This is a genomic window from Aeromonas sp. ZOR0001 (assembly GCF_000801015.1).
In the GTDB taxonomy this organism is placed as follows: domain Bacteria; phylum Pseudomonadota; class Gammaproteobacteria; order Enterobacterales; family Aeromonadaceae; genus Aeromonas; species Aeromonas veronii.
In genome coordinates this window covers 95293-117775 of sequence record NZ_JRJY01000107.1, presented here as the reverse complement: position 1 = coordinate 117775, position 22483 = coordinate 95293, and the positions used below count along the sequence as shown (strand labels likewise).

Here is a 22483-nt window from a genome sequence, read left to right as displayed (position 1 = left end):
GCTGATGTTCTTGAGCATAATGAACTGAGTATCCCAGCAGTTACTACTACGGCTCATGTTCTGGGTCATGCGATAGTGCCACCGTCGTTGCGGAAAGGCCCAGTTGTCGTGTCGGTTACCCAGGCAGATTGAAACGACACCTGAGGGGAAAGCCCGCTCCAGATTGTCCATATCGAGCACTTTTGTTCTCAGTACTGCATCAGGTTTGTCAGACACTGCTCAACCCATGACCCGCTGGTTATGCAGGGCGAGCATTGCGGCCAAGGTAATGCTAACGAGCGCCTGCTCAGCCGTCGGTGGTATCTCCACATCACTCTTGATTGGGTTGCGGAAGATCAATTTTTCGGGCCAGCAGATTGGGAATGTCTGGTCGTTTTGACCGTGCAACACCTATAGCGGTGTGCGCCCGGTTGTTTGGATGCCAGCCCGGCTTCCTTTATCAGGTTACGTATTTTGACTCGGCCAAGCTGATACCCACAACATCCGCATCACCGACATCAAGGGGTTGCGGCCTGCTGAGCTCTGGCTCGCTGTGAACAACCGCCGCAGTTGCATGCGCTTACTGTTAATCACTCTCCTGCGAGCCAGATAGTCGTCTCTGCGGATCACTCCCTTCTCGCATCCAGATGCCACTCCGGTAGTTCTTCTAGCTGCACGTCGATACTTTTTTTCTCGGTGGCTGCATTGCTGGCCAGTCGGCTATGACGCCTATTTTGTGTATATCACTGTTGGTCAACGAGGCTATGGGCATGTCGTTTTGAGCAATGTACACCTGCTTGTATCCAGCAGCGCAGTCTGCAGTCTAAGGAATGGGTTTGTAGTCAAAAACGGTACTCGATATGGAGGGTATGGCTGTCCAGCCCCGGATTCTTGTCATACATATGGGCGTTGGACATGTGCTCATACTGATAACCGATCAGCCAATTCTTGGTGATGGCGTAGCCGAGGCCGATCCCCAGAGCGAACTGGAAGGGGCCGCCGTAATCCTTGTAGCCGTGGCCGCGAGTGCCAAATTGGTACTGATCGAGCCAGACCATTTCGCCGGGGAGCCAGGTCACCCAGTTACCCCATTGGCATTCGATACGGGCGCCGCCCCCCAGTCTGGCGGTCTCTTCATCTTCTACCTTGAGCGTACCGCCACGTGCTCCCAATCCAAATTGACAGACCGAGTCTCCCCAGCGCCAGAACATATGGTGAAACTTGGCATCGGCGATCTTGATGTCGAGCTTTTCATTGCTGAACGCCTTGCCCAGCTGCAGGGCAAGAATATTGTCATTGGCCATTGCAGACGGACTGGCAAGCAGTGCTGTCAGCAGGGCGATCCTTGATAGAGTGTTAGCGTCCATGCCCCCTCCCGATCCTTGTTGTCATCCTGGTGATCCTGTTGATCACCCTTCAGGCATAGTCAATCGACGCGCTCCCTGTCAATGCATGGTCACTCGGTAAAAAAATTAAATATTTATGAAAAATCAACTAGCTGCGATGGTCTGATGTGATTTGGCAGGCGTGACCGCGGGGAGATGAAAAAAAGCCCTTCACCATGGTGAAGGGCTTTTGGCTATCTGGCGTTAGCCGCTGGGGTCGCCCCGCTCTGGCTTAGTAGCCCTGTTGGTGCACGTCCATCACGGCGCGGCCGGACGGGTCGGCCATCTCCTTGAACTTGGCATCCCACTCCAGCGCGGTAGGAGTGGAGCAGGCGACCGACTTGCCGTAGGGCACTGTACGGGCGGCGGCTTCCAGCGGGAAGTGCTCGTCGAAGATGGCGCGGTAGAAGTAGGCCTCTTTGGTGAGCGGTGTGTTGATGGGGAAGCGGAATGCGGCCGCCTCGAACATCTGATCCGTCACTTCCTGCTCCACCATGGCTTTCAGGCTGTCGATCCACGAATAACCCACGCCATCGGAGAACTGCTCCTTCTGACGCCATGCCACTTCGTGGGGCAGCAGATCCTCGAACGCTTCGCGCAGGATATGCTTCTCGATCTTGCCCTTGCCACACATCTTGTCGGCAGGTTGCAGGCGCATCGCTACGTCCATGAACTCTTTGTCGAGGAAGGGTACGCGACCCTCGACACCCCAAGCGGCCATCGACTTGTTGGCGCGCAGGCAATCATAGAGGTGCAGTGAGGCGAGCTTGCGCACGTTCTCTTCGTGGAACTCGCGAGCGTTGGGCGCCTTGTGGAAGTAGAGGTAGCCACCAAACAGCTCGTCGGAACCTTCGCCGGAGAGCACCATCTTGATCCCCATCGCCTTGATGTAGCGTGCCATCAGATACATGGGCGTGGAGGCGCGGATGGTGGTGACGTCATAGGTCTCGAGGTGATAGATGACGTCGCGCAGGGCATCCAGACCCTCCTGCACGGTGAAGTGGATCTGGTGGTGGATGGTGCCGAGGTGATCGGCCACTTTACGGGCGGCGGCGAGATCCGGCGAACCTTCCAGCCCCACGGCGAAGGAGTGCAGTTGTGGCCACCAGGCTTCGCTCTTGCCATCGTCCTCGATGCGGCGCGCCGCATAAAGCTTGGTAATGGCGGAGATAACGGAGGAGTCCAGCCCGCCGGAGAGCAGCACGCCATAGGGCACGTCGCACATCAGCTGGCGCTTGACCGCCGCTTCCAGCGCGGCTTTCAGCTCCGCCTTGTCGCTGACGTTATGCTCGACCGCGCTGTAATCCATCCAGTCGCGCTTGTACCACTGTTTGAGCTCGCCATCCTTGCTCCAGAGGTAGTGTCCCGGCGGGAAGGTTTCAACGCTTTTGCAGACCGGCACCAGCGCCTTCATCTCGGAGGCAACATAGAAGTTGCCGTGCTCGTCGCGGCCGGTATAGAGGGGGATGATCCCCATGTGGTCGCGACCAATCAGGTAGGCATCCTGTTCGGCGTCATAAAGAATGAAGGCAAAGATGCCGTTGAGATCGTCGAGAAACGCCGGGCCCTTCTCCTTGTAAAGAGCCAGCAGCACTTCACAGTCAGATTTGGTCTGGAACTGGAAATCGACCTTGAGGGTCTTTTCCAGCTCTTTGTGGTTGTAAATCTCGCCGTTGACGGCCAATACGTGAGTGCGCTCCGGGTTGTAGAGCGGCTGGGCGCCATTGCCCGGATCGACGATGGCCAGACGCTCGTGCACCAGAATGGCTTTGTCGGAGCTGTAGACGCCGGACCAGTCAGGCCCGCGGTGACGAAGTCGCTTGGACATCTCCAGCGCCGATTTGCGCAGGGCTACTGCATCGGACTTGATATCCAGAATGCCGAAAATTGAACACATTGGCGGTAATCCTCTTGATTTTTATATGAGCCCCCCACGTTTGGGCTCGAAATTCCATTTACATTCCTCGTCAGACACAATGCCTAGCGGAAAAACCTTTTGCAAGCGGGAAAACCGCAGAAAATCATGCCGTAAGCGTCAAGCGGATTAACAGAATAATGGCTGCGGCAACGGGGCAGGGTGACGTGAACGTCAAGCCGAGGCGGGTTCGAAGATCACATAGACCTTGCGACAGGGGGTGAGGGTCTCCCACTCGCCGACAAAGCCTGCCGGAATCACGAATTGATCGCCGGGTTTGAGGGCAAGCTGGCCGCCCTGACTGTCGTGGATCACCACATCCCCCTCCAGCAGCTGGCAATACTCGTGCTCGGTGTAGTAAATGGTCCAGCGGCCCGGCTCGCAGCTCCAGAAGCCCACGTGAAACTGCTGGCTTGGGTCGGAGTAGTGGTTCCACACCGTTTGCGCCGGGTTGCCCGCTTTAATGCGCTCGGGGGCTGGCATCAGCGGGGTAGGGGCCGCCTCATGGCGATCGAGCAAAATCCAGTCGTTGAGAGTCTTCATGGTGCCTCCTTGGCTTCGGCAGATAGGAAAGCGGGGCCATCCCGGCCCCGCGATTGTTCGTTTTATTAAACGAGGTTGTGCATAACTTAAACGATGTGCATTCCCTTGCCAAGAGCCGCTGGCCGCAGGATCAGAGCGGCTGCAAACGGCGGATCACATGGCGGGCAAAGCCGCTGCCCGCTTCGTTGTAGACGTTGAACACCGCATCCACCCCCTGCTCCTGCAAGGAGGCGATATCATCCTCGAAGCGGACGATGGCGGCGATCTTGCCGTTGAACCCGTGGCTGCGCAGCTTCTCGATGGCGTAGAGGTTACCCGAGTGGTGGGGCATCGCCAGCAGCACCAGATTGACCTGATTGGAGAGCAGCACCTTGTCCCAGAAGTCGGTATCGGTGGCATCCCCCTCGATGACGTTCATCCCCTGGGCACGCAGGGTGGGCAGCTTCTCGCTGTCGTTCTCCACCCCGAGGATGACGTTGCCGTACTTGTTCTCCAGCTCGAAGTAGGCCCCCTGACCGATCCGCCCCATGCCGAGGATGATCACCTCGGCATCGCCCAGCTCGATGGGCCTGTCTTCCGGATGGAGGTTGCTCGCTTGCAATCCTCGCAGCCAGTGGCCGATGCGGTGATAAATGCGCTCGCTTTGGGCATTGAGGGGAGCGGAGATCATAAAGCTGGCCGCCAGTGCCAGCGAGACCGCCACCAGCCACTCGTGGGAGAGCCAGCCCGCCTTGGCGGCGATGGCGGCGACGATCAGGCCAAACTCCGAGAAGTTGGTGAGCGCCAGGGTCGAGAGCAGGGCGGTACGTACCCGCAGGTGAGCGCCGCTGTAGACCAGATAGTAGAGGACACTTTTGAGCGGCAGGGCCAGCACCAGCGCCAGTGCCAGCAGCATGGTGTCGTGGGTCGGCAGGCCGTTGAGACCGATGGTGAGAAAAAAGCAGACCAGAAAGAGGTCTTTGAGGTTAAAGAGCGCCTTTGCAAGCCCTGCCGCAGCCGGATGAGAGGCGAGCAGCATGCCGATGATGAGGGCCCCCAGATCCGGCTTGAGGCCGACCACTTCAAAACCGGCCGCCCCGACCACCAGCGCCAGAAACACCCCGAACAGCACCTGCAGCTCGCCGTGCCCGGCACGTTCCAGCAGCTTGAACAGCAGCGGGCGCAGCAGCGGCAGTCCCAGCACCCAGAGCGCCCAGATACTGGGCCACTTGCCGCTGGAGAAGGCCAGAAACGCCACGGCGAACACATCCTGCATGACCAGCACCCCGATGGCGATGCGGGCGTAGAGGGCATTCATGTCGCTGCGATCTTCCAGCACCTTGACCGCAAAGACAGTGCTGGAGAAGGAGAGGGCAAAGCCCAGCAGCAGCGCCAGTTTCCAGTCCAGCGAGAGGGCAAGTTCAAGCCCCAGTCCCTTGCAGACCAGCAGCACTACGGTAAAGAGCAGGGTGGAGAGCAGCAGGTGCAGGCTGGTGGTGCCCCACACATCGCGCCGCATCAGGGTCTTGATATTGAGCTTGAGACCGATGGTGAACAGCAGCAGGGTGACGCCGAGATCGGCTACCTCGCTCAGGGCGGGAGTATTTTCATATCCCATGCCGTTGAGGATAAAACCGGCGGCCAGAAAGCCGAACAGGGGAGGCAGGCCAATCAGATTGACTACCATGCCGCAACCAAAAGCCACGGCGATCAGAATGGGTTCCATAACAGATCCTGCAAGGGCAGGAGAGACCTGCCCTGTTTAACGCTTGGGTGGTGATTAGACGATATCGATGTCGACCACGGAGTCGAAAATATGGTTCGGGCGAAACGGCATGCGGTCGATATCGGCGACCTTGCTCACCCCGGAGAGCACCAGCACCGTCTCGAGACCGGCCTGAAAGCCCGCCAGAATGTCGGTGCGCAGGTTGTCGCCGATGATGATGGTGTCGTCGGAGTGGGCCTCCATCCGGTTGAGCGCCGCACGGATGATCCAGGCGCTCGGCTTGCCGACATAAAACGGCTTCTTGCCGGTCATCCGCTCGATGGGGGCGCACAGGGCGCCGCAGGCCGGGTGCATCATGGGGCCGTGGGTATCGGGGTTGGTGGCGATAAAGCGGGCCCCCTGATCGACGAACTTGGCCCCCTGTTGCATCATGGTCCAGTTGTAGTTGCGGGTCTCGCCAACCACCACGAAGTCCGGGTCTATGTCGGTGATAGTAAAGCCGGCCTTGTAGAGCTCGTGGGTCAGCGCCCCTTCACCGATCACATAGGCCTTCTTGCCATCCTGACGCTTGAGAAAGTCGGCGGTGCCCATGGCGGAGGTGTAGAAGCACTCCTCCGGCACTTCGATACCTGCGGAGCGGAAGCGGTTTTGCAGATCTTTCTGGGTCTGGGCCGGGTAGTTGGTGAGGAACAAGAGCTTGCTGCCCTGCTCCAGCAGGCGATGGACGAAACGGTCGGCACCGGGGATGAGATCGTTATTGTGCAGGATGACACCGTCGATATCGCAGATGACGTTCTTCTTCATGAAAACTCCTTGTCAGGGCGCAGGCGAGCCGCCAATCGTTAAGATGTTCAATCATTTATGATTTTTGTGACGCCATTATAAGTCTGTTTGATGACAAGTCTCCCCTGTCTCGGCACTTCGGTGCACAATAAAGCTGCCGTCGGGTCAGTCTGGTGGAGGGGCTGACGCCGGATCACTTTGCTGATGGAGCCGTCGCTATGGACACCCCGATTCCCAAGCCAGTCACCCCCGAACACCTCACCGCCGCGCAATTTATCGCCGGACTGCCGAAACTGGAGCTGCACCTGCATATCGAGGGCAGCCTCGAACCCGAGCTGATGTTTGAGCTGGGCCGCCGCAACGGTGTGCCACTGCCCTGGCCCGATGTGGCCAGCGTGCGCGCCGCCTATGACTTTGACTGCCTGCAATCCTTTCTCGACCTCTACTATCGAGGTGCCAGCGTGCTGGTGACCGAGCAGGACTTCTTCGACCTCACCTGGGCCTATCTTGAGCGTTGCGCCGCCGACAAGGTGGTGCATGTGGAGATCTTCTTCGACCCGCAGACCCACACTGCTCGCGGTGTCCCCTTTGCTACTGTGCTGGGCGGCATCGAGCGGGCGCTGCAGATCGGGGAGAAGGAGTTTGGCATCAGTTGGCGCCTTATCATGAGCTTTTTGCGCCACCTGAGCGAAGAGGATGCCTTTGCGACGTTGGAAGAGGCTATGCCCTTCCTGTCACGCATTCACGGTATCGGCCTTGACTCGGGGGAGAGGGGCAATCCGCCCACTAAATTTGCCCGGGTCTTTGCCAAATGCCGCGAGCTGGGGCTGCCGGTGGTGGCCCATGCTGGTGAGGAGGGGCCTGCCGACTACATCTGGCAGGCGATCAACGAGCTGCAGGTATGCCGCATCGATCACGGGGTGCGCTCGGCCGACGATCCCGAGCTGCTCCGTTATCTGGCGGATACCCGCATGCCGCTCACCGTCTGCCCCCTCTCCAACACCCGGCTCAAGGTGTTCGGCAATATGGCCCAGCACAATGTGTTGCGGCTGCTGGAGCAGGGGCTCTGCGTCACCATCAACTCGGACGACCCCGCCTACTTTGGCGGCTATATGAATGCCAACTTTGTGGCGCTGGCCGATGGCCTTGGCGCGACCATGAGTCAGCTCTGTCGCTTGTCGCTCAATGCCGTTGAGGCGAGCTGGCTCTCTCTGGCCGACAAGGCGAGGCTGACCCGGGAGATCCGCAGTTATGCCGCGACTCACGGGGTGATCCTGCATTGAGTCAGGCGCCAATGAAGTCGAGATGAGATGCAGTAGATATAAATAGAGGCCCGTCATTACTGGCGGGCCTCTTTCGTTTCAATGGTCGGTGTGGTTATCAGGGAAAGTCAGCGTTACGCCACCCGTACCAGAAACTTCTCACCCTGTCCTTCGCGCTTGAAGCGCTCGAGCAGGTTAGGCAGTGCCTCAAAGTCGCCCACCACCAGCGGCGGCAGGGTCAGCTCGCCGCTCGCCATCTGCGCCATCATGGCGACACCGGCGGCCACCAGTCGGCTCCACTGCTTGTCGGTGCCAAAGGCGTGCTGGGCGCCCAGCGCAATCTCGTGCAATGAGTGGCAATGGCTAAAGGCGGGTAGCGGATTGTGCGGGATGCGCCCGAGCACAGTCACCATGTGACCGTAGTAGCCAAGGGCGGGCAGCAGGCTCTCTGCCTGCTGGCTGGAGACCAGATCGATGATCCCCTCAAACGGCTCGTTGCCGTTGGCCGCCTGCAAGGTGGCCAGCCAGTCGGGATCCCGATAATCGGCCACCCCCTGCACACCTATCTGCTTGAGCCAGTGATGGTGGCGTGAGCTGGCGCTGGCAAAGACCCGCGCCCCCTGCTTGAGGGCGAGCTGCACCGCAAAACGGCCGACGCTGCTGCCAGCACCTGTGATGAGCAGTGCTTCCCCGTGCAGGCGCGGCAGCTTGGCCAGCGCCTGCCACGCGGTGAGGCCGGGACAGGGCAGGGCGGCTGCTGCCTCGTCACTCAGGGCATCGGGCACCGGCAGCAGGGCGCGGGCCGGTACCCGGGTGTGGCGGGCAAAGCTGCCGTGGTGGCGCAGGTCGGTGTGATAGGTGACCCGGGCACCGAGGCGCAGATGGCTGACGTTGGCACCGAGGGCCACGATAGTGCCCATGCCATCGACGCCGGGCACCTGACCGTCCTGCCAGTTGGAGTGGCCATATTCGATCAGCTTCCAGTCCACCGGATTGAAGGCGATGACCCGGTTTGCCACCAGCACCTCGTCAGGGGCGGGCGGTGCCAGGGGCAGATCGGCGAGGGTAAGCTGGGTCGGTTCACCGGGGGCATGCCAGCACCAGGCTTGGGTGTGATTCATGATGACTCCTTGTGAAAGCGAGGGGAGAGAACAACGAGGTCATTGCAACCGCAATACAGAGAAACTGCTACTGCTGCGAATGGGCAACAATACGGCAGGCCCCAACCTGTGGGGCCTGCGTTACGTGGCCGGTTGGTCATCGGCAATCAGCGGCTGGCTGCTGTGTCCTCGGCCTGATAGACGGGGTAATCGGTCAGCCCTTTTTCGCCGCCGCCAAACAGGGTGGCCGGATCGTGGGGGGCCAGCGGATAGCCGTGACGCAGACGGTTCGGCAGATCCGGGTTGGCGACGAAGGGGCGGCCAAAGCCAATCATGTCGGCCCAGCCCGCTTCGAGGGCGGCGCGAGCCCGCTCGCCATCATATTTGCCGGCATAGATCAGGGTGTTGGGGAAAGCATCGCGCAGCCCCTGCTTGAAGTTCTTCGGCATCAGGGGGGCATCGTCCCAGTCCGCTTCTGCAATGTGCAGGTAGACCACGTTGAGCTGGCCCAGCAGACGGGCGGCCGCCAGATAGGTCTCCTGCGGATTGGCATCGACGGTGCCGTTGAGGGTGGTGAGCGGCGCAAGACGCACCCCGACCCGGTCGGCGCCGATTTCGCTACTGACTGCCTCGGTCACCTCTTTGAGAAAGCGCAGCCGGTTTTCCAGCGATCCGCCATAACTGTCGGTGCGGACGTTGGATTCGGAGTCGAGGAACTGGTTGATGAGGTATCCGTTGGCGGCGTGCAGCTCGATACCGTCAAAACCGGCGCTGATGGCGTTGCGAGCCGCCTGACGGAACTGGCCCACCACCGCATGGATATCGGTCTGAGTCATGGCGCGCGGGGTGACTGTCTCGACAAAGCCCGGCGCATCGCTGCCGTTATCGACGAACACCTTGACGCCCACTGCGGGCAGGGCTGAAGCGGAGATGGGCTGGGCGCCGCCGATGTTGTCCGGATGGGTGACCCGGCCCACGTGCCAGAGCTGGGCGAAGATGCTGCCCCCCTTGGCGTGCACGGCATCGGTCACAAGCTTCCAGCCAGCGATCTGCTCGGCACTGTAGATCCCCGGCGTCCAGGCATAGCCCTTGCCCATGGGGTCGATTTGGGTGCCTTCGCTGATGATCAGGCCCGCCTCGGCGCGCTGGGCGTAGTAGCTGGCCATCATGGCGTTGGCCACATCACCGGGCTGACTGGCACGGGAGCGGGTCATGGGGGGCATGACGATGCGGTTGGCAAGGTGCAGCTGGCCGAGGCGCAGCGGGCAGAACAGGTGATCGTGGCTCATCTTGAGTTCCTCATGGTGGAAGTGAGGCCACTTTATGCCGCCATCTTGTTGTGAAAAAGAGGGGTAATTGCACAAGAGAATTGTGCTTGATGCAGCAATCAGTGCAACCCGCCGGGAAAGAAGGCGTTGAGGCATAAAGTTGAAGCATAAAAAAGAGGGCCGTCTGGCCCTCTTCTGTTTTCTGCTGGTGGCTGGCTCAAGCCGCGGCGGGCATCACTTTCACCCGCTCGATACGCCTTTCGCTCACCTCGATCACCTCGAAGTTGAGCTGCTGCAGTTGCAACTGCTGACCCGGGGTGGGCAGGGTGCCGAAGTGGGAGAGCAGCATGCCCGCCAGGGTCACGTATTCATCGCTCTCGCTCACCAGTCCCTCGTGCTCCAGCACCTGCTCCACATGGTGGATGTTGGTGCTGCCGTTGATCAGCCACCCTTCGCCATCGCGTACGATATCCGGGGTTTCGTCCTCGTCCGGCAACTCGCCGACGATGGCCTCCAGCAGGTCGTGGGTGGTGACCAGCCCCTGGATCACGCCAAACTCGTCGGAGACCAGAATAAGGCTCCCCTTGGCTTTGCGCAGCTCCGCCAACAGACGGATCACGTTGATGGTTTGCGGCACGATAATGGGGTCGTTCTGCTTGGCCAGTTCACTTAAAGATTGCCCTTCGTTCAAGGCAAACAGCAGATCGCGCGCCTTGACCACTCCGATCACCTCGTCCAGATCCCCGTCACAGATAGGGAACAGGCTGTGGGGCTCGCGCTGCAGCAGGACGCGGATCTCGTCGCTGGAGTCGTTGATATCGATCCAGGCCATCTCCGAGCGCGGGGTCATGATGGTGCGAATGGAGCGCTCGGCCAGCGATAGTACGCCGGTCACCATATAGCGCTCCTCCTCGCCAAAGCTCACCGGCGCTACGGCAGGGGCATCCAGATCGTCATCCGGCTGATCCTGATAGGCCTTGCTCCCCATCAATTTGAAGATGGCGGCGGTGGTGCGCTCACGCAGGGGCTGTTTGGATTCGTGACGCATGGCGCTGCGCTGGGCCAGCTGGTTGAAAAACTCGATCAGCACCGAGAAGCCGATGGCTGCGTAGAGGTAGCCCTTCGGAATATGGAAGCCGAACCCTTCCGCCACCAGGCTGAAGCCGATCATCAGCAGGAAGCTCAGGCAGAGCACCACCACGGTGGGGTGGGCGTTGACGAAGCGGGTCAGTGGTTTGGAGGCGAGCACCATCACCACCATGGCGATGGTGACAGCGGCCATCATCACACCCAGGTGTTCCACCATGCCGACGGCGGTGATGATGGAGTCGAGCGAGAAGACCGCATCGAGCACCAGAATTTGGGCGATCACCACGCCGAAGCTGGCGTAGGCGCCGACCGGGCCATCATCCTGGGGTTTGGCTTCCAGCCGCTCATGCAGCTCGGAGGTAGCCTTGAACAGCAGGAACAGGCCGCCCCCCATCAGGATCAGATCCCGACCGGAGAAGGGGTGATCCCACAGGTGCAAAATCGGGGTGGTCAGGGTGACCAGCCATGACATGACGCTCAAGAGCCCAAGTCGCATCAGCAGGGCCAGCGACAGGCCGATGACGCGGGCCTTGTCCCGTTGGGCGGGGGGCAGTTTTTTCACCAGAATGGCGATAAAGACCAGGTTGTCGATCCCCAGCACGATTTCCAGAATGATCAGGGTAAACAGACCAATCCAGATATGGGGATCCAGCAGCAATTCCATTGTATGACCTCAATAAAAACAGACAGAGCAGAGAGTGATCACGGCGCACGATGGCCGCAGTAACAGCAAGGCAAAGGTGTTATTCAGAGGCGCTGATTAAGCAGAAAAAGATAGGCTTTGACAGAGAGAGACGAAGGGCAACTTCGGGGATTGTCCATGATGGGCAATAAAACCTCGGGTGAAAAATGAGCCCTGATGATAGCGGCTGGCGCCAATTTGGCAAGAGCAGTGTCAGTGGGGCGTGATGGGGTTGTGATGCGACAGGGGGAGGCAGCGGTGCCACGCTCCCCCGTGCGGTCGTTACAACCAGCGCTTTTCGCGGGTGAAACAGACCGACAGCCAGGCATCCCCAAGGGTATCGCCAAGGCGAGACCAGAGCTCCTGACGCAAGGCATCCTGACGTTCGACGGGCCACTCCTGACCCGGCGCCACCAGAATGTTCAATTCCAGATCGAAGCGGCGACCGCTTTTGGCCAGATGGCTGTAGCACTCGATGCCGTGGCGCTGGCGCAGCGCCTCGATCTCCTGCTCGACTTGCCGTGGCACATCCCCCTTGGGGGCGATCTTCAACACTTCCCGCAGGTTGCGACCGAGCACCTTGATGGGAATGAGAGTGGCGCAGAGGGCCAGCAGCGAGACCAGCACCGGGTCTATGTAGCGGTTGTATTGGCCGTAGCCGATGGCATCGAGGCCGATGGCGACCACAAAGCCAATCAGCAGGGTGGCGCTGAGCAGGGTATCCACCAGCCACTCCTTGGAGTCGACCCGCACCAGCTCGGAGTCTACCTGCTCGGCGACCTGGGCTTCGATGCGATAGATGATGGCGCAGAAGAAGGTGGAGACGGCGGCATAGATGAGGGCGTGGCCGAGATCGATCTCCCGTCCGCCATCCAGCAGGGTGGTGATGCCGCTATAGAGAGCGCCAAGGCAGAGCAGCAGAATAATGGCGCCATTGATGACGTTGGTGATGGGCTCGAAGTGGGCATAGCCGTACTGGAAGCGCGCATCGGAAGGGCGGGTAACGAGATAGGCGGTAACAAGACCGAGGCCCGTCATGCCCATGCTGAACAGGGTGAAGATACCATCGAGCATGATGGCGTTGGAACCGACGAAGAGGCCGTAGCCGATGCCGAAGATGGCAAAGGTAATACAACCGAACAGCGACAGGGTAAGCGCCTGTTTTTCGGTGGTGACCAGCGTACTGATAACATGGCTGTGGTGAGCCATAAAAGTCCTCCTTTCAAATGGTGAATATTGCCAAGCGCAAGCGGTTTTCTAGCTGATATACTGCCCGCTCACATGTGAGCGGACTGGCCTGATTGCCATTGACAGGCGGCTGGCCAGTCGTTGTCGCCGGCGTGCCGGCATCAAGCAAAGGATGGGAACAAGGATTCATGATCCCGAGACTCGATTACCAGGACAGTTTGTCACCCACAACCCTGCAGTTTCTTGAGTTGCTAGAGCGCAGCGCATTTCGTGGTGATATCGAAAAGTCTTATGCAAGCCGGTTGGCGATGGCGACGGATAACAGCGTCTATCAGGTAGTACCTCAGGCGGTTCTCTATCCGCGCAGTGCGGACGACATAGCAGCAATGCTCAAGCTGGCCGCAGAGCCGGCGTTCGCCGCCTTGAGTTTTTTCCCTCGCGGTGGCGGTACCGGTACCAATGGTCAGTCATTGGGCGGCGGCATTATCGTCGATCTCTCCCGTTATATGAACCAGATCATGGAAATTAATCTGGAGGAGGGGTGGGTGCGCGCCCAGGCCGGGGTGGTGAAAGACCAGCTCAACGCCTATCTCAAGCCCCATGGCTACTTCTTCTCGCCGGATCTCTCCACCTCCAACCGCGCCACCTTAGGGGGCATGATCAACACCGACGCCTCGGGGCAGGGGTCCCTCGTTTACGGCAAAACCTCGGATCACGTGCTGGGTCTCAAAGCGGTGCTGGAGAATGGCGATATCATGGCCACCGAGCCGCTGACCGGTGAGCGACTGGCCGACAAGCTGGCGCTGGAGAATCGGGAAGGGGAGATCTATCGCACTCTCTATCGTATCGGCAAGGAGCGCCGCGCCGACATCGAGGCGACTTTCCCCAAGCTCAACCGCTTTTTGACCGGTTACGATCTCAAACACCTCTATCAACCGGATACGGATACGCTGGATGTGAGCCGGGTGCTGTGCGGATCTGAAGGGTCCCTCGGCTTTATCACCGAAGCTAAACTCAATATCACCCCCATCCCGCGCTATCGCACCCTGGTTAACGTCAAGTACGACAGCTTCCCCTCCGCCCTGCGCAACGCCCCCTTTATGGTTGAGGCCCAAGCGCTGTCGGTGGAGACGGTGGACTCCCGGGTGCTCGGGCTGGCCCGCGCCGACATCATCTGGCATTCGGTGAAAGAACTTATTCAGGATGTGCCCGGCAAGGATCTGCAGGGGCTCAACATCGTCGAGTTTGCCGATACCGACGAGGCGGAACACAAGACCAAGGTAGCGGAGCTCTGCCGCCGTATCGACGACCTGCTGGCCAAGGGTGAGGCCGGGATCATCGGCTATCAGGTATGTGACCACCTGCCGAGTATCGAGACCATCTACGCCATGCGCAAGAAGTCGGTGGGGCTGCTGGGCAACGCCGAAGGGCGCAAGAAGCCGGTGGCCTTCACTGAAGATACCGCAGTGCCGCCCGAATTCCTGGCCGATTTCATCATGGAGTTTCGCGCCCTGCTGGATGCCCACGGCCTCGACTACGGCATGTTTGGCCACGTCGATGCCGGTGTGCTGCACGTGCGCCCGGCGCTGGATTTGTGCGATCCCGAGCAGGAGGTGCTGCTGCGCCGCATCTCCGATCAGGTGGTAGCGCTCACCGCCAAATATGGCGGCTTGATGTGGGGGGAACATGGCAAGGGCTTTCGCTCCGAATACAGTCCCGCCTTCTTTGGCGAGCTGTGGGAAGAGCTGCAGCGGGTCAAGGGGGCGTTCGACCCGGCCAACCGCATCAACCCGGGCAAGATCTGTATCCCCTACGGTAGCGGCGCCGAGCTGGTGTCGGTGGATGGCCCCAAGCGCGGCAAGTATGACCGCCAGATCCCGCTCGCCGTGCGCACCAGCTACACCCGCGCCATGGATTGCAACGGCAACGGCCTCTGCTTCACCTTCGAGATCGACTCCCCCATGTGCCCCTCGGTCAAGATCAGCCGCGATCGCCGCCACTCCCCCAAGGGGCGGGCGGGCCTGATGCGTGAATGGTTGCGTCAGCTGGCGGAGCAGGGCTTCGATCCGCTGGCGGAAGAGGTGGCGCTGCAATCCGGTGGCGTGCGCTTCAAACAGCTGGTGGACAAGGTGCGCAACAGCTGGGCCAAACAGCGCGGCGAGTATGATTTCTCCCACGAGGTGATGGAGGCGATGGCAGGCTGTCTGGCCTGCAAGGCGTGCACCAGCCAGTGCCCGATCAAGGTGGATGTGCCCGATTTTCGCGCCCGCTTTATGCAGCTTTATCATGGCCGCTACCTGCGCGCCCCCAAGGATTACTTCGTCGGCACGGTGGAGAGCTATGCGCCGCTGCTTGCCAAGGCGCCGAAGCTGGTCAACTTCTTCCTCGAAAAAGAGTGGGCCCAGAAGGCGACCGAGAAGAGCATCGGCATGGTCGATGTGCCGCTGCTCTCGGTGCCGACCTTGGCCGAGAGCCTGCACGATAACCGCGCCCGCTATTTTGATCTGCCGGGACTGGAGCGGATGAGTGCCGAGCAGCGCAAGCAGGTAGTGCTTATCGTGCAGGATCCCTTCACCAGCTATTACGATGCCCCCGTGGTGCGCGACCTGGTGAAACTCGCCAGCAAGCTCGGGTTCCAGCCCTACCTGCTGCCCTTTAAACCCAATGGTAAACCCCAGCATATCAAGGGGTTCCTGCGTGCCTTTGCCCGCACCGCCGCCAACAGCGCCCAGTTCCTCAACAAGGTGGCGGCGCTTGGCATTCCCATGGTGGGGGTGGATCCGGCCATGGTGCTCTGCTATCGCGACGAGTATGCCAAGGCGCTGGGGTCGGCTCGCGGTGATTTTCAGGTGTTGCTGCCACAGGAGTGGCTGCTCTCGCTGCCGACAGATCAGTTGCCTGCTAGCGCCAACAAGGCAAAGAGCGAGGAGGGGAGTGAGCCCTGGTATCTCTTTGCCCACTGCACCGAGAAGACCGCCAAGCCCTCCACTCACGGTGACTGGAGCACCCTGTTTGGCCGCTTCGGGGCCAGTTTGCAGCCGGTCTCTGTGGGGTGTTGTGGTATGGCGGGTACCTATGGTCACGATGTCAAACAGGTGGAGAACTCCAAGGGCATTTATGGGTTGAGCTGGGCCGACCCGCTCGCCCGCCTGCCCAAAGCGCGCTGTCTAGCAACTGGCTATTCGTGCCGCAGTCAGGTCAAGCGGATGGAGGGGGAAAAGCTCAAACATCCATTGCAAGCCCTGCTGGAGCTGCTCTGATGCTGACGTTCCCCAAGCGGTTTCGGGTGCCGAAGGCCTATCGGCATCCACGTTTCTTGCTGTTACCCGCCACTCCCGCTCAGGCGGTGGTGGAGTTTGTCGCCATGTTGCGCGAGCGCGAGCAGCTCCATCAGCTGTTTCGCCCGCACGATCTCTGGCCCTCCGCCAACTTCAGCCTGAGCCAGCACGAAGGGGATCTGGAGTGGCAGCAGTCGGAGTTTCTGGCCAAGCGCTCCTTTGCCTATGGCCTCTGGAGCCCGGATCGGGAGCCGCAATTTTGGGGCGGGGTTTATCTCTACCCCTCGGTGCTGCCGGAGGTAGCGGTGGAGCTCTTCTTCTGGAAGGTGGCCGAGGCGCCCATCACGGATGAGGAGCTGGAGATTCAGTTGCGCGAGTGGCTCGCCAGGGTGTGGCAGTGGCCAGACCCCCGCTTGCCGGGGCGAGATGTGCCCTGGTCCGAGTGGCCCGGCGTTACCTACCCCTGGTGACATCCCGCTTAAGGGCATGATTGTGTAACACGCAGCGCCGGGTCGGGGCTGCGTTGTTACCACGTCACCCGGTAACCAACAACTCACATAACCGAACCATGTTGTCGATGGAGGGCGTTTCACCCATATCGGTACGCATTCATCGCTTACATAAGGAGTCTGCTCGCAATGAGTCACGATATTGCGCCCATCTGGCGTAAACCCATGAGTCTGGAGGGGCTCAACGCCACCTCTCGCAACACCCTGATGGCCCATCTCGATATCGTCTACACGGCTTTTGGCACCGATTGGCTTGAAGCGACCATGCCGGTGGATCATCGCACACACCAACCCCTGGGCATGCTGCATGGCGGCGCATCTGTGGTGCTGGCGGAAACCTTGGGATCGATTGCCGCCAATATGGCGGTCGGGCCAAATAGCTACTGTGTGGGGCTGGAGGTGAATGCCAACCATCTGCGAGCTAAACGGGAAGGGGTGGTGACCGGGCGTTGCACGCCGCTCCATCTGGGAGCAACGACCCAGGTGTGGCAGATTGAAATTCGGGACGAACGTGAGCGTTTATTGTGCACCAGCCGACTGACCATGGCGGTGCTCAAACACAAGCGGGGCAAGGACTCCAGCGAGGAGTGATCTGCAATAACGCACTATGAGTGCAAAATAAGCAAGCCATACTCGTCAGATCCCTCTATAATTGCCAACGTCTTGAGAGGCTTATCACATTTTTCAAGACAGCAGAACAAAGTGGCGCTATAATCGCCGCCTTTTTGCTATTCCGCGGTGTTAGCCGCCTGCCTTAATCTGGAAGAATCTATGTCTGATACCGAACAACTGCCCCTTTTTAGTGAGCTTGGACTGGCCGCGCCTGTATTGAAAGCGCTGCAGGACGTGGGCTATGAGCGCCCGTCACCGATCCAGGCCGCAGCAATTCCCCACCTGATGGCGGGACACGATCTGCTGGGGCAGGCGCAAACCGGTACAGGGAAGACCGCTGCTTTTGCCTTGCCTCTGTTGTCTCGTCTGGAAGCTGGTAACCGCAACACCCAGATCTTGGTGCTGGCGCCTACCCGCGAACTGGCGCTGCAAGTGGCTGAAGCGTGCCAACGCTACGCCCACCACATGCCTGATTTCCACGTACTGCCGATCTACGGTGGTGCCTCCTACGAAACCCAGACCCGCGCCCTGCGTCGCGGTGCCCAGGTTGTCGTCGGTACTCCGGGCCGCGTGATGGACCTGATCCGTCGCAAGAACCTGGACCTCTCCGGCTTGAAAGCTCTGGTACTGGACGAAGCTGATGAAATGCTGCGTATGGGCTTCATCGACGACGTTGACTGGATCATGGAGCAGTGCCCGAGCACTCGTCAGGTTGCCCTGTTCTCTGCCACCATGCCGGAGCAGATCCGTCGCGTGGCCCAGAAGCACCTGAAGCAGCCCAAAGAGATCAAGATCGCCTCCAAGACTGCTACCGCTACCACTATTCGCCAGCGCTACTGGCAGGTAACCGGTCTGCATAAGCTGGACGCTATGACCCGTCTGCTGGAAGTGGAATCCTACGAAGCCCTGCTGGTGTTCGTACGTACCAAGAACGCCGCTGAAGAGCTGGCTGGCAAGCTGGCCGCTCGTGGCCACGCCTGTGAAGCGCTGCACGGCGACATCCCGCAGAAACTGCGTGAGCGTACCGTCGACAAGCTGCGCCAGGGCCAGCTGGATATCCTGATCGCCACCGACGTTGTCGCCCGTGGTCTGGACGTTGAGCGCATCACTCACGTAGTGAACTACGACATTCCGTACGACACCGAATCTTACGTACACCGTATCGGTCGTACCGGTCGTGCCGGTCGTAAAGGCGAAGCCATCCTGTTCGTTGCTCCCCGCGAGCGTCGCATGCTGCGCGCCATCGAGCACGCAACTCGTCAGGCCATCGAGCCGATGAAGATGCCGAGCACCGAGGACATCAACCAGCACCGTCTGGCCAAGTTCAAGGAGCGCATCCGCGAAACCATGATGGGTGAAGAGCTCGAGATCTACCACAACCTGGTAAACGAGCTGATCGAAGAGGATTCTGCCGATCCGCTGGAGCTGGCTGCTGCACTGGCCAAGCTGGTACAGGGTGACCAACCGCTGCTGCTGGATGATTCCATTCCGGATCCGCTGTTCAACAACAGCAACGATCGTGGTGGCTTCGAGCGTCGTGACTTCAACGACCGTGGTGGTCGTGACTTCGGTGACCGTGGCGATCGTCCTGCCCGTCGCATGCCGTCTCTGGAGCCCCGTCCGCTGAAAGACAACCCAGACGTGGAGATGGAGCGCTACCGCGTAGACGTGGGTGCCCATCACGGTGTCAAGCCGGGCCAGATCGTGGGCGCCATCGCCAACGAAGCGAATATCGAGAGCCGCTTTATCGGCAACATCGACATCGCCGATGACTTCTCCACCGTCGATCTGCCGAAAGGCATGACCGCCGATGTGCTGGAAGTGATCAAGAAAGCCCGTGTTTGCCAGCGTCCGCTGCAGATCACTCGCTACACCGAGGTGCCGGCCGGTGGCAACACCAGCAGCCGTCCGCCGCGCGGTGATCGTCCGTTCCGTGGCGACCGTCCTTTCAACAAGGATCGCCGTCCCCAGGGTGACCGTCCGTTCAACAAGAGCGGGGAGCGCCGTGAAGGTGGCTTCAACAAAGATCGCAAATTCGGTGGCAAGCGTCGCGAAAGCTGATTGCTGATCCCGTTATGAAGAAGGCCGCTCATTGAGCGGCCTTTTTTTCTGCCTGTGGTTTACCCTGTGTTCTTACTGAACGCCAGATCGGCATAAGCCGTTAAATGGGGGAGCGCATGATGGCCACTATTTGATGACTGGATGTCGGGGAAAGAGAGAATACCTTTTCTACTCGACAGGCGGTTGTGACGTGGTTGGGTATCATCCGCCGTTCTGCCATAGGTCTGGGCTGGCAGCCGTTTCTTTGTATTGGCAAGCGTTGGGACGTGTGCACTTGGGCGGATAGTTGGATGGGGAGTGACAGCATTGCGCCCGCTGACTCCGGCGGTCGCAAGGGGTGGCGACTAGTTGGTCGCTCAGAGGCTTTGTCTGGCTGGCAGCCATTATTCATATCGAGTGGGGTAATTGGTTGGCATCAATGAAGAAGGCGACCATCTGGTCGCCTTCTCGTTGTGCATTGTGACGTGCAGAGTTCGCAGCCTGAAGGGCTATCAGAGCACCATGGCGGCAATCCAGCCGAAGATCACCAGCGGGATGTTGTAGTGAATAAAGGTGGGCACCACGCTGTCCCAGATATGGTCGTGCTGGCCGTCGGCGTTGAGGCCGGAGGTGGGGCCCAGGGTCGAGTCGGAGGCTGGTGAACCCGCATCCCCCAGCGCGCCAGCGGTACCGACCAGCGCGATGATCGCCATCGGTGAGAAGCCAAGCTGCAGACAGAGCGGCACATAGATGGTGGCGATGATGGGCACGGTGGAGAAGGAAGAACCGATCCCCATGGTGATGAGCAGACCCACCAGCAGCATCAGGAAGGCGGCGATCCCCTTGTGCTGACCGATGCCGGAGGCGACCACCTGAACCAGAGAGTCGACCCCGTGAGTCGCCTTCATCACGGCGGCAAAACCGGCGGCAGAGATCATGATGAAGCCGATCAGCGACATCATCCGTACCCCCTGGGTGAAGGCATCCTGGCTTTCGCGAAACTTGATGACGCCGCCGCAGGTGAAGATGACAAAACCAGCCAGCGCACCCAGCACGATGCTGTTGGTCATCAGTTGCAGCCCCAGCGCCACGCCAATGGCCAGCAGGGCCACCCAGATGTGGGTGAGGTTGAGTTCGACCGCTTCGGGCTCGGCATCCAGGATCTTGGCCAGATCGTACTGGCGCGGTTTGCGATAGCTGATGAATACCGCAATCAGCAGGCCCAGTACCATACCGGCGACCGGAATGGCCATCGCCAGCGGGATCTGGCTGGTGGTGATGGGCACGCCGTTATCAATCAGGTTCTTGGCCAGAATGTTGTTGAGGAAGATGCCACCAAAGCCGACCGGCAGCACCATATAGGTGGCGGTCAGACCAAAAGTGATGACACAGGCCACCTGACGACGGTCGATCTGCATCTGCGCCATCACATGCAGCAGCGGCGGGATCAGGATGGGAATAAAGGCGATGTGAACCGGGATCAGGTTCTGGGAGGAGATCGCCACGGCCAGCACGGAAGAGAGCAGCAGGGTTTTGACCCACATGATGCGGGTCGAGCTGGCATCCTTGCCCAACTGGTTGATCACCTTGCGGGCCAGCAGGTCGGTGATCCCAGAGCGGGAGATGGCAACCGCAAAGGCGCCCAGCATGGCGTAGGAGAGGGCAATCTCGGCGCCACCGCCCAGGCCACCGCTAAAGGTGGTGAGGGTATCGGTCAACGACAGCCCACCGACCAGGCCGCCAGCAATGGCCCCCAGCGCCAGCGAGACCACCACATTGATCCGCAGCAGACTGAGCACCAGCATCAGCCCGACTGCGATAACAACTGGATTCATTTGATTTCCTTATAGTTTGTTATTGCTGTCTGTCATGTGAAGGGGAGTTAGTTTGCGAAAAATGTGACAAATGTCGAGAAAAAAATCAGTCAAACCCCTCATATCGCAGCAGCATGTGGCACAAGGTTGCTCAACATGAGGGTTTGTGACCTGTTTGTCTCCGTGCATCCCGTGCGCAGCGGTGGATAGTGACGTTGATAGCGATTTCCGGTGCGCAGTGCAATCAATCACTTCCCCAAAAAGCGAAGGCTGCCAGTGGCAGCCTTCGTCCGTTTATTCTTGTCCCTCATCGTCGGCAGGGGCATCGGTTGTGTCATCATCCGGATGAGCAGGCGGCCAACCCCCCATGCTCTTCCAGCGGTTAACAATATGACAGAACAGCTCTGTGGTGCGTTCGGTGTCATAGAGGGCAGAGTGCGCCTCTTTATTGTCAAACGGGATGCGGGCGCTCTGGCACGCCTTGGCCAGCACGGTCTGCCCCAGCGCCAGCCCAGAGAGAGCTGCGGTGTCGAAGGTGGCAAACGGGTGAAACGGATTTCGCTTGAGGCCAGCGCGCTCGGCGGCTGCCATCACGAAGCCGTGATCAAAGGTGGCGTTGTGGGCCACTATGATGGCGCGGCCGCAATCCTGCTCCTTCATCCCCTTGCGGATCCCCTTGAAGATCTCGGTCAGCGCCTCTTTTTCCGAGACAGCGCCACGCAACGGGTTGTAGGGGTCGATGCCGGTGAACTCCAGCGCAGCCTTTTCCAGGTTGGCCCCTTCGAAGGGTTCGACATGAAAGTGGAATACCTGATCGGGAACGAGCCAGCCCTGCTCATCCATTTTCAGGGTGTAAGCCGCGATTTCGAGCAGGGCATCGGTCTTGGCGTTGAACCCGGCTGTTTCAACATCGATGACGACGGGGTAAAAACCACGGAAACGGCCCTTGAGGGTATGAACTGCGTCGGTCATGGGATCTCGGTCGGGATAAAATGAGGCGGCATTATGGCAAAAAAGCACAGGCTTGTCCTCCCATCCCACGCAGGATACCGCGGCAAGGTGGCGCTCGATTTAATATCTGTGTAGCCACCAGCGGGCGGCAATCAGCGCCGTGAGCGTGCCCAACAGGGCGCTGGCCAGCACATCCACCGGCCAGTGCATACCCATCACCATGCGCGACAGACCAATTCCCAGTGCCCACAGTGGCAGCAGCCAGACGCCTGTGGGGGCGCGGGCCAGCCAGATAAGGCCAAAGAACTGGGCCAGGCTGATGGCGGCGATGCTGTGGCCAGAGGGGAAGGCGTAGTTCACCTCGGCCTGCCAGTGGTGGC

The 22483-nt window shown here is 59.9% G+C and carries 17 protein-coding genes and 1 pseudogene; 5 read left to right on the top strand and 13 right to left on the bottom strand.

Annotated features, from left to right (window positions below):
* The 6 genes and pseudogenes from L972_RS21950 to L972_RS13970 form a co-directional block, all read right to left on the bottom strand.
* Window positions 1-594: pseudogene (locus tag L972_RS21950) on the bottom strand (IS3 family transposase); the annotation flags it as partial.
* A gap of 227 nt (window positions 595-821) precedes the next feature.
* Complete coding sequence (locus tag L972_RS13990; RefSeq protein ID WP_047438955.1) at window positions 822-1346, bottom strand: acyloxyacyl hydrolase; 525 nt, start codon at window positions 1344-1346, stop codon at window positions 822-824.
* 250 nt (window positions 1347-1596) lie between these two features.
* A complete protein-coding gene (gene asnB, locus L972_RS13985; protein WP_047438953.1) occupies window positions 1597-3261 on the bottom strand; it encodes an asparagine synthase B in 1665 nt (554 codons plus the stop codon).
* 192 nt (window positions 3262-3453) lie between these two features.
* Window positions 3454-3822, bottom strand: a complete 369-nt coding sequence (locus L972_RS13980; protein WP_047438951.1) for a cupin domain-containing protein — start codon at window positions 3820-3822, stop codon at window positions 3454-3456.
* 130 nt (window positions 3823-3952) lie between these two features.
* Entirely contained in the window at window positions 3953-5527 is a 1575-nt protein-coding gene (locus tag L972_RS13975) for a cation:proton antiporter family protein (protein ID WP_047438949.1), read from the bottom strand.
* 54 nt (window positions 5528-5581) lie between these two features.
* Window positions 5582-6331, bottom strand: coding sequence for an HAD-IIA family hydrolase (locus tag L972_RS13970; protein WP_005337281.1), 750 nt, complete (start codon window positions 6329-6331; stop codon window positions 5582-5584).
* A gap of 197 nt (window positions 6332-6528) precedes the next feature.
* Here L972_RS13970 and L972_RS13965 point away from each other — a divergent pair, with 197 nt between their 5' ends.
* Complete coding sequence (locus L972_RS13965) at window positions 6529-7593, top strand: adenosine deaminase (RefSeq protein WP_052200065.1); 1065 nt, start codon at window positions 6529-6531, stop codon at window positions 7591-7593.
* Window positions 7594-7706: 113 nt separating this feature from the next.
* Here L972_RS13965 and L972_RS13960 read toward each other — a convergent pair whose 3' ends face one another.
* The 4 genes from L972_RS13960 to L972_RS13945 all read right to left on the bottom strand — a co-directional run bounded on the left by L972_RS13960 (window position 7707) and on the right by L972_RS13945 (window position 12920).
* Entirely contained in the window at window positions 7707-8693 is a 987-nt protein-coding gene (locus tag L972_RS13960; RefSeq protein ID WP_047438947.1) for a zinc-binding dehydrogenase, read from the bottom strand.
* 146 nt (window positions 8694-8839) lie between these two features.
* Window positions 8840-9961: an alkene reductase gene (locus L972_RS13955; RefSeq protein ID WP_047438945.1), complete on the bottom strand. Its 1122-nt coding sequence runs from the start codon at window positions 9959-9961 to the stop codon at window positions 8840-8842.
* A gap of 196 nt (window positions 9962-10157) precedes the next feature.
* Window positions 10158-11693: a TerC family protein gene (locus L972_RS13950; RefSeq protein ID WP_047438944.1), complete on the bottom strand. Its 1536-nt coding sequence runs from the start codon at window positions 11691-11693 to the stop codon at window positions 10158-10160.
* Window positions 11694-11993: 300 nt separating this feature from the next.
* The gene (locus tag L972_RS13945) at window positions 11994-12920 is read right to left on the bottom strand and encodes a cation diffusion facilitator family transporter (RefSeq protein ID WP_005352774.1); all 927 of its coding nucleotides are present in this window, start codon (window positions 12918-12920) and stop codon (window positions 11994-11996) included.
* A 167-nt stretch (window positions 12921-13087) separates the two neighbouring features.
* On the opposite strand from L972_RS13945, the gene ydiJ reads away from it, so the two are divergent.
* The 4 genes from ydiJ (at window position 13088) to L972_RS13925 (ending at window position 19359) form a co-directional block, all read left to right on the top strand.
* Window positions 13088-16159, top strand: coding sequence for a D-2-hydroxyglutarate dehydrogenase YdiJ (gene ydiJ, locus L972_RS13940; RefSeq protein WP_047438942.1), 3072 nt, complete (start codon window positions 13088-13090; stop codon window positions 16157-16159).
* Window positions 16159-16647, top strand: a complete 489-nt coding sequence (locus L972_RS13935) for a hypothetical protein (RefSeq protein ID WP_047438939.1) — start codon at window positions 16159-16161, stop codon at window positions 16645-16647. Before ydiJ ends, L972_RS13935 begins: the two co-directional genes overlap by 1 nt.
* Before the next feature lie 168 nt (window positions 16648-16815).
* The gene (locus tag L972_RS13930) at window positions 16816-17277 is read left to right on the top strand and encodes a hotdog fold thioesterase (RefSeq protein WP_047438938.1); all 462 of its coding nucleotides are present in this window, start codon (window positions 16816-16818) and stop codon (window positions 17275-17277) included.
* A gap of 180 nt (window positions 17278-17457) precedes the next feature.
* Complete coding sequence (locus L972_RS13925) at window positions 17458-19359, top strand: DEAD/DEAH box helicase (RefSeq protein WP_047438936.1); 1902 nt, start codon at window positions 17458-17460, stop codon at window positions 19357-19359.
* A gap of 491 nt (window positions 19360-19850) precedes the next feature.
* On the opposite strand, the gene L972_RS13920 is transcribed toward L972_RS13925, so the two are convergent.
* The 3 genes from L972_RS13920 to L972_RS13910 all read right to left on the bottom strand — a co-directional run.
* Window positions 19851-21173, bottom strand: coding sequence for a Na+/H+ antiporter family protein (locus tag L972_RS13920; RefSeq protein ID WP_005361308.1), 1323 nt, complete (start codon window positions 21171-21173; stop codon window positions 19851-19853).
* Between the two features lie 273 nt (window positions 21174-21446).
* On the bottom strand, window positions 21447-22124 hold the full coding sequence (gene rnt / locus L972_RS13915; RefSeq protein ID WP_005333780.1) for a ribonuclease T: 678 nt from the start codon (window positions 22122-22124) through the stop codon (window positions 21447-21449).
* Between the two features lie 99 nt (window positions 22125-22223).
* Window positions 22224-22483, bottom strand: a 260-nt coding sequence (locus L972_RS13910) for a phosphatase PAP2 family protein (protein ID WP_047438934.1), incomplete at its 5' end; no start/stop codon positions are given.

Bases quoted from the DNA above. Each gene is read 5' to 3' on its own strand.
- L972_RS13990 (WP_047438955.1), bottom strand. From the start codon at position 1,346: ATGGACGCTAACACTCTATCAAGGATCGCCCTGCTGACAGCACTGCTT.
- asnB (WP_047438953.1), bottom strand. From the start codon at position 3,261: ATGTGTTCAATTTTCGGCATTCTGGATATCAAGTCCGATGCAGTAGCC.
- L972_RS13980 (WP_047438951.1), bottom strand. From the start codon at position 3,822: ATGAAGACTCTCAACGACTGGATTTTGCTCGATCGCCATGAGGCGGCC.
- L972_RS13975 (WP_047438949.1), bottom strand. From the start codon at position 5,527: ATGGAACCCATTCTGATCGCCGTGGCTTTTGGTTGCGGCATGGTAGTC.
- L972_RS13970 (WP_005337281.1), bottom strand. From the start codon at position 6,331: ATGAAGAAGAACGTCATCTGCGATATCGACGGTGTCATCCTGCACAAT.
- L972_RS13965 (WP_052200065.1), top strand. From the start codon at position 6,529: ATGGACACCCCGATTCCCAAGCCAGTCACCCCCGAACACCTCACCGCC.
- L972_RS13960 (WP_047438947.1), bottom strand. From the start codon at position 8,693: ATGAATCACACCCAAGCCTGGTGCTGGCATGCCCCCGGTGAACCGACC.
- L972_RS13955 (WP_047438945.1), bottom strand. From the start codon at position 9,961: ATGAGCCACGATCACCTGTTCTGCCCGCTGCGCCTCGGCCAGCTGCAC.
- L972_RS13950 (WP_047438944.1), bottom strand. From the start codon at position 11,693: ATGGAATTGCTGCTGGATCCCCATATCTGGATTGGTCTGTTTACCCTG.
- L972_RS13945 (WP_005352774.1), bottom strand. From the start codon at position 12,920: ATGGCTCACCACAGCCATGTTATCAGTACGCTGGTCACCACCGAAAAA.
- ydiJ (WP_047438942.1), top strand. From the start codon at position 13,088: ATGATCCCGAGACTCGATTACCAGGACAGTTTGTCACCCACAACCCTG.
- L972_RS13935 (WP_047438939.1), top strand. From the start codon at position 16,159: ATGCTGACGTTCCCCAAGCGGTTTCGGGTGCCGAAGGCCTATCGGCAT.
- L972_RS13930 (WP_047438938.1), top strand. From the start codon at position 16,816: ATGAGTCACGATATTGCGCCCATCTGGCGTAAACCCATGAGTCTGGAG.
- L972_RS13925 (WP_047438936.1), top strand. From the start codon at position 17,458: ATGTCTGATACCGAACAACTGCCCCTTTTTAGTGAGCTTGGACTGGCC.
- L972_RS13920 (WP_005361308.1), bottom strand. From the start codon at position 21,173: ATGAATCCAGTTGTTATCGCAGTCGGGCTGATGCTGGTGCTCAGTCTG.
- rnt (WP_005333780.1), bottom strand. From the start codon at position 22,124: ATGACCGACGCAGTTCATACCCTCAAGGGCCGTTTCCGTGGTTTTTAC.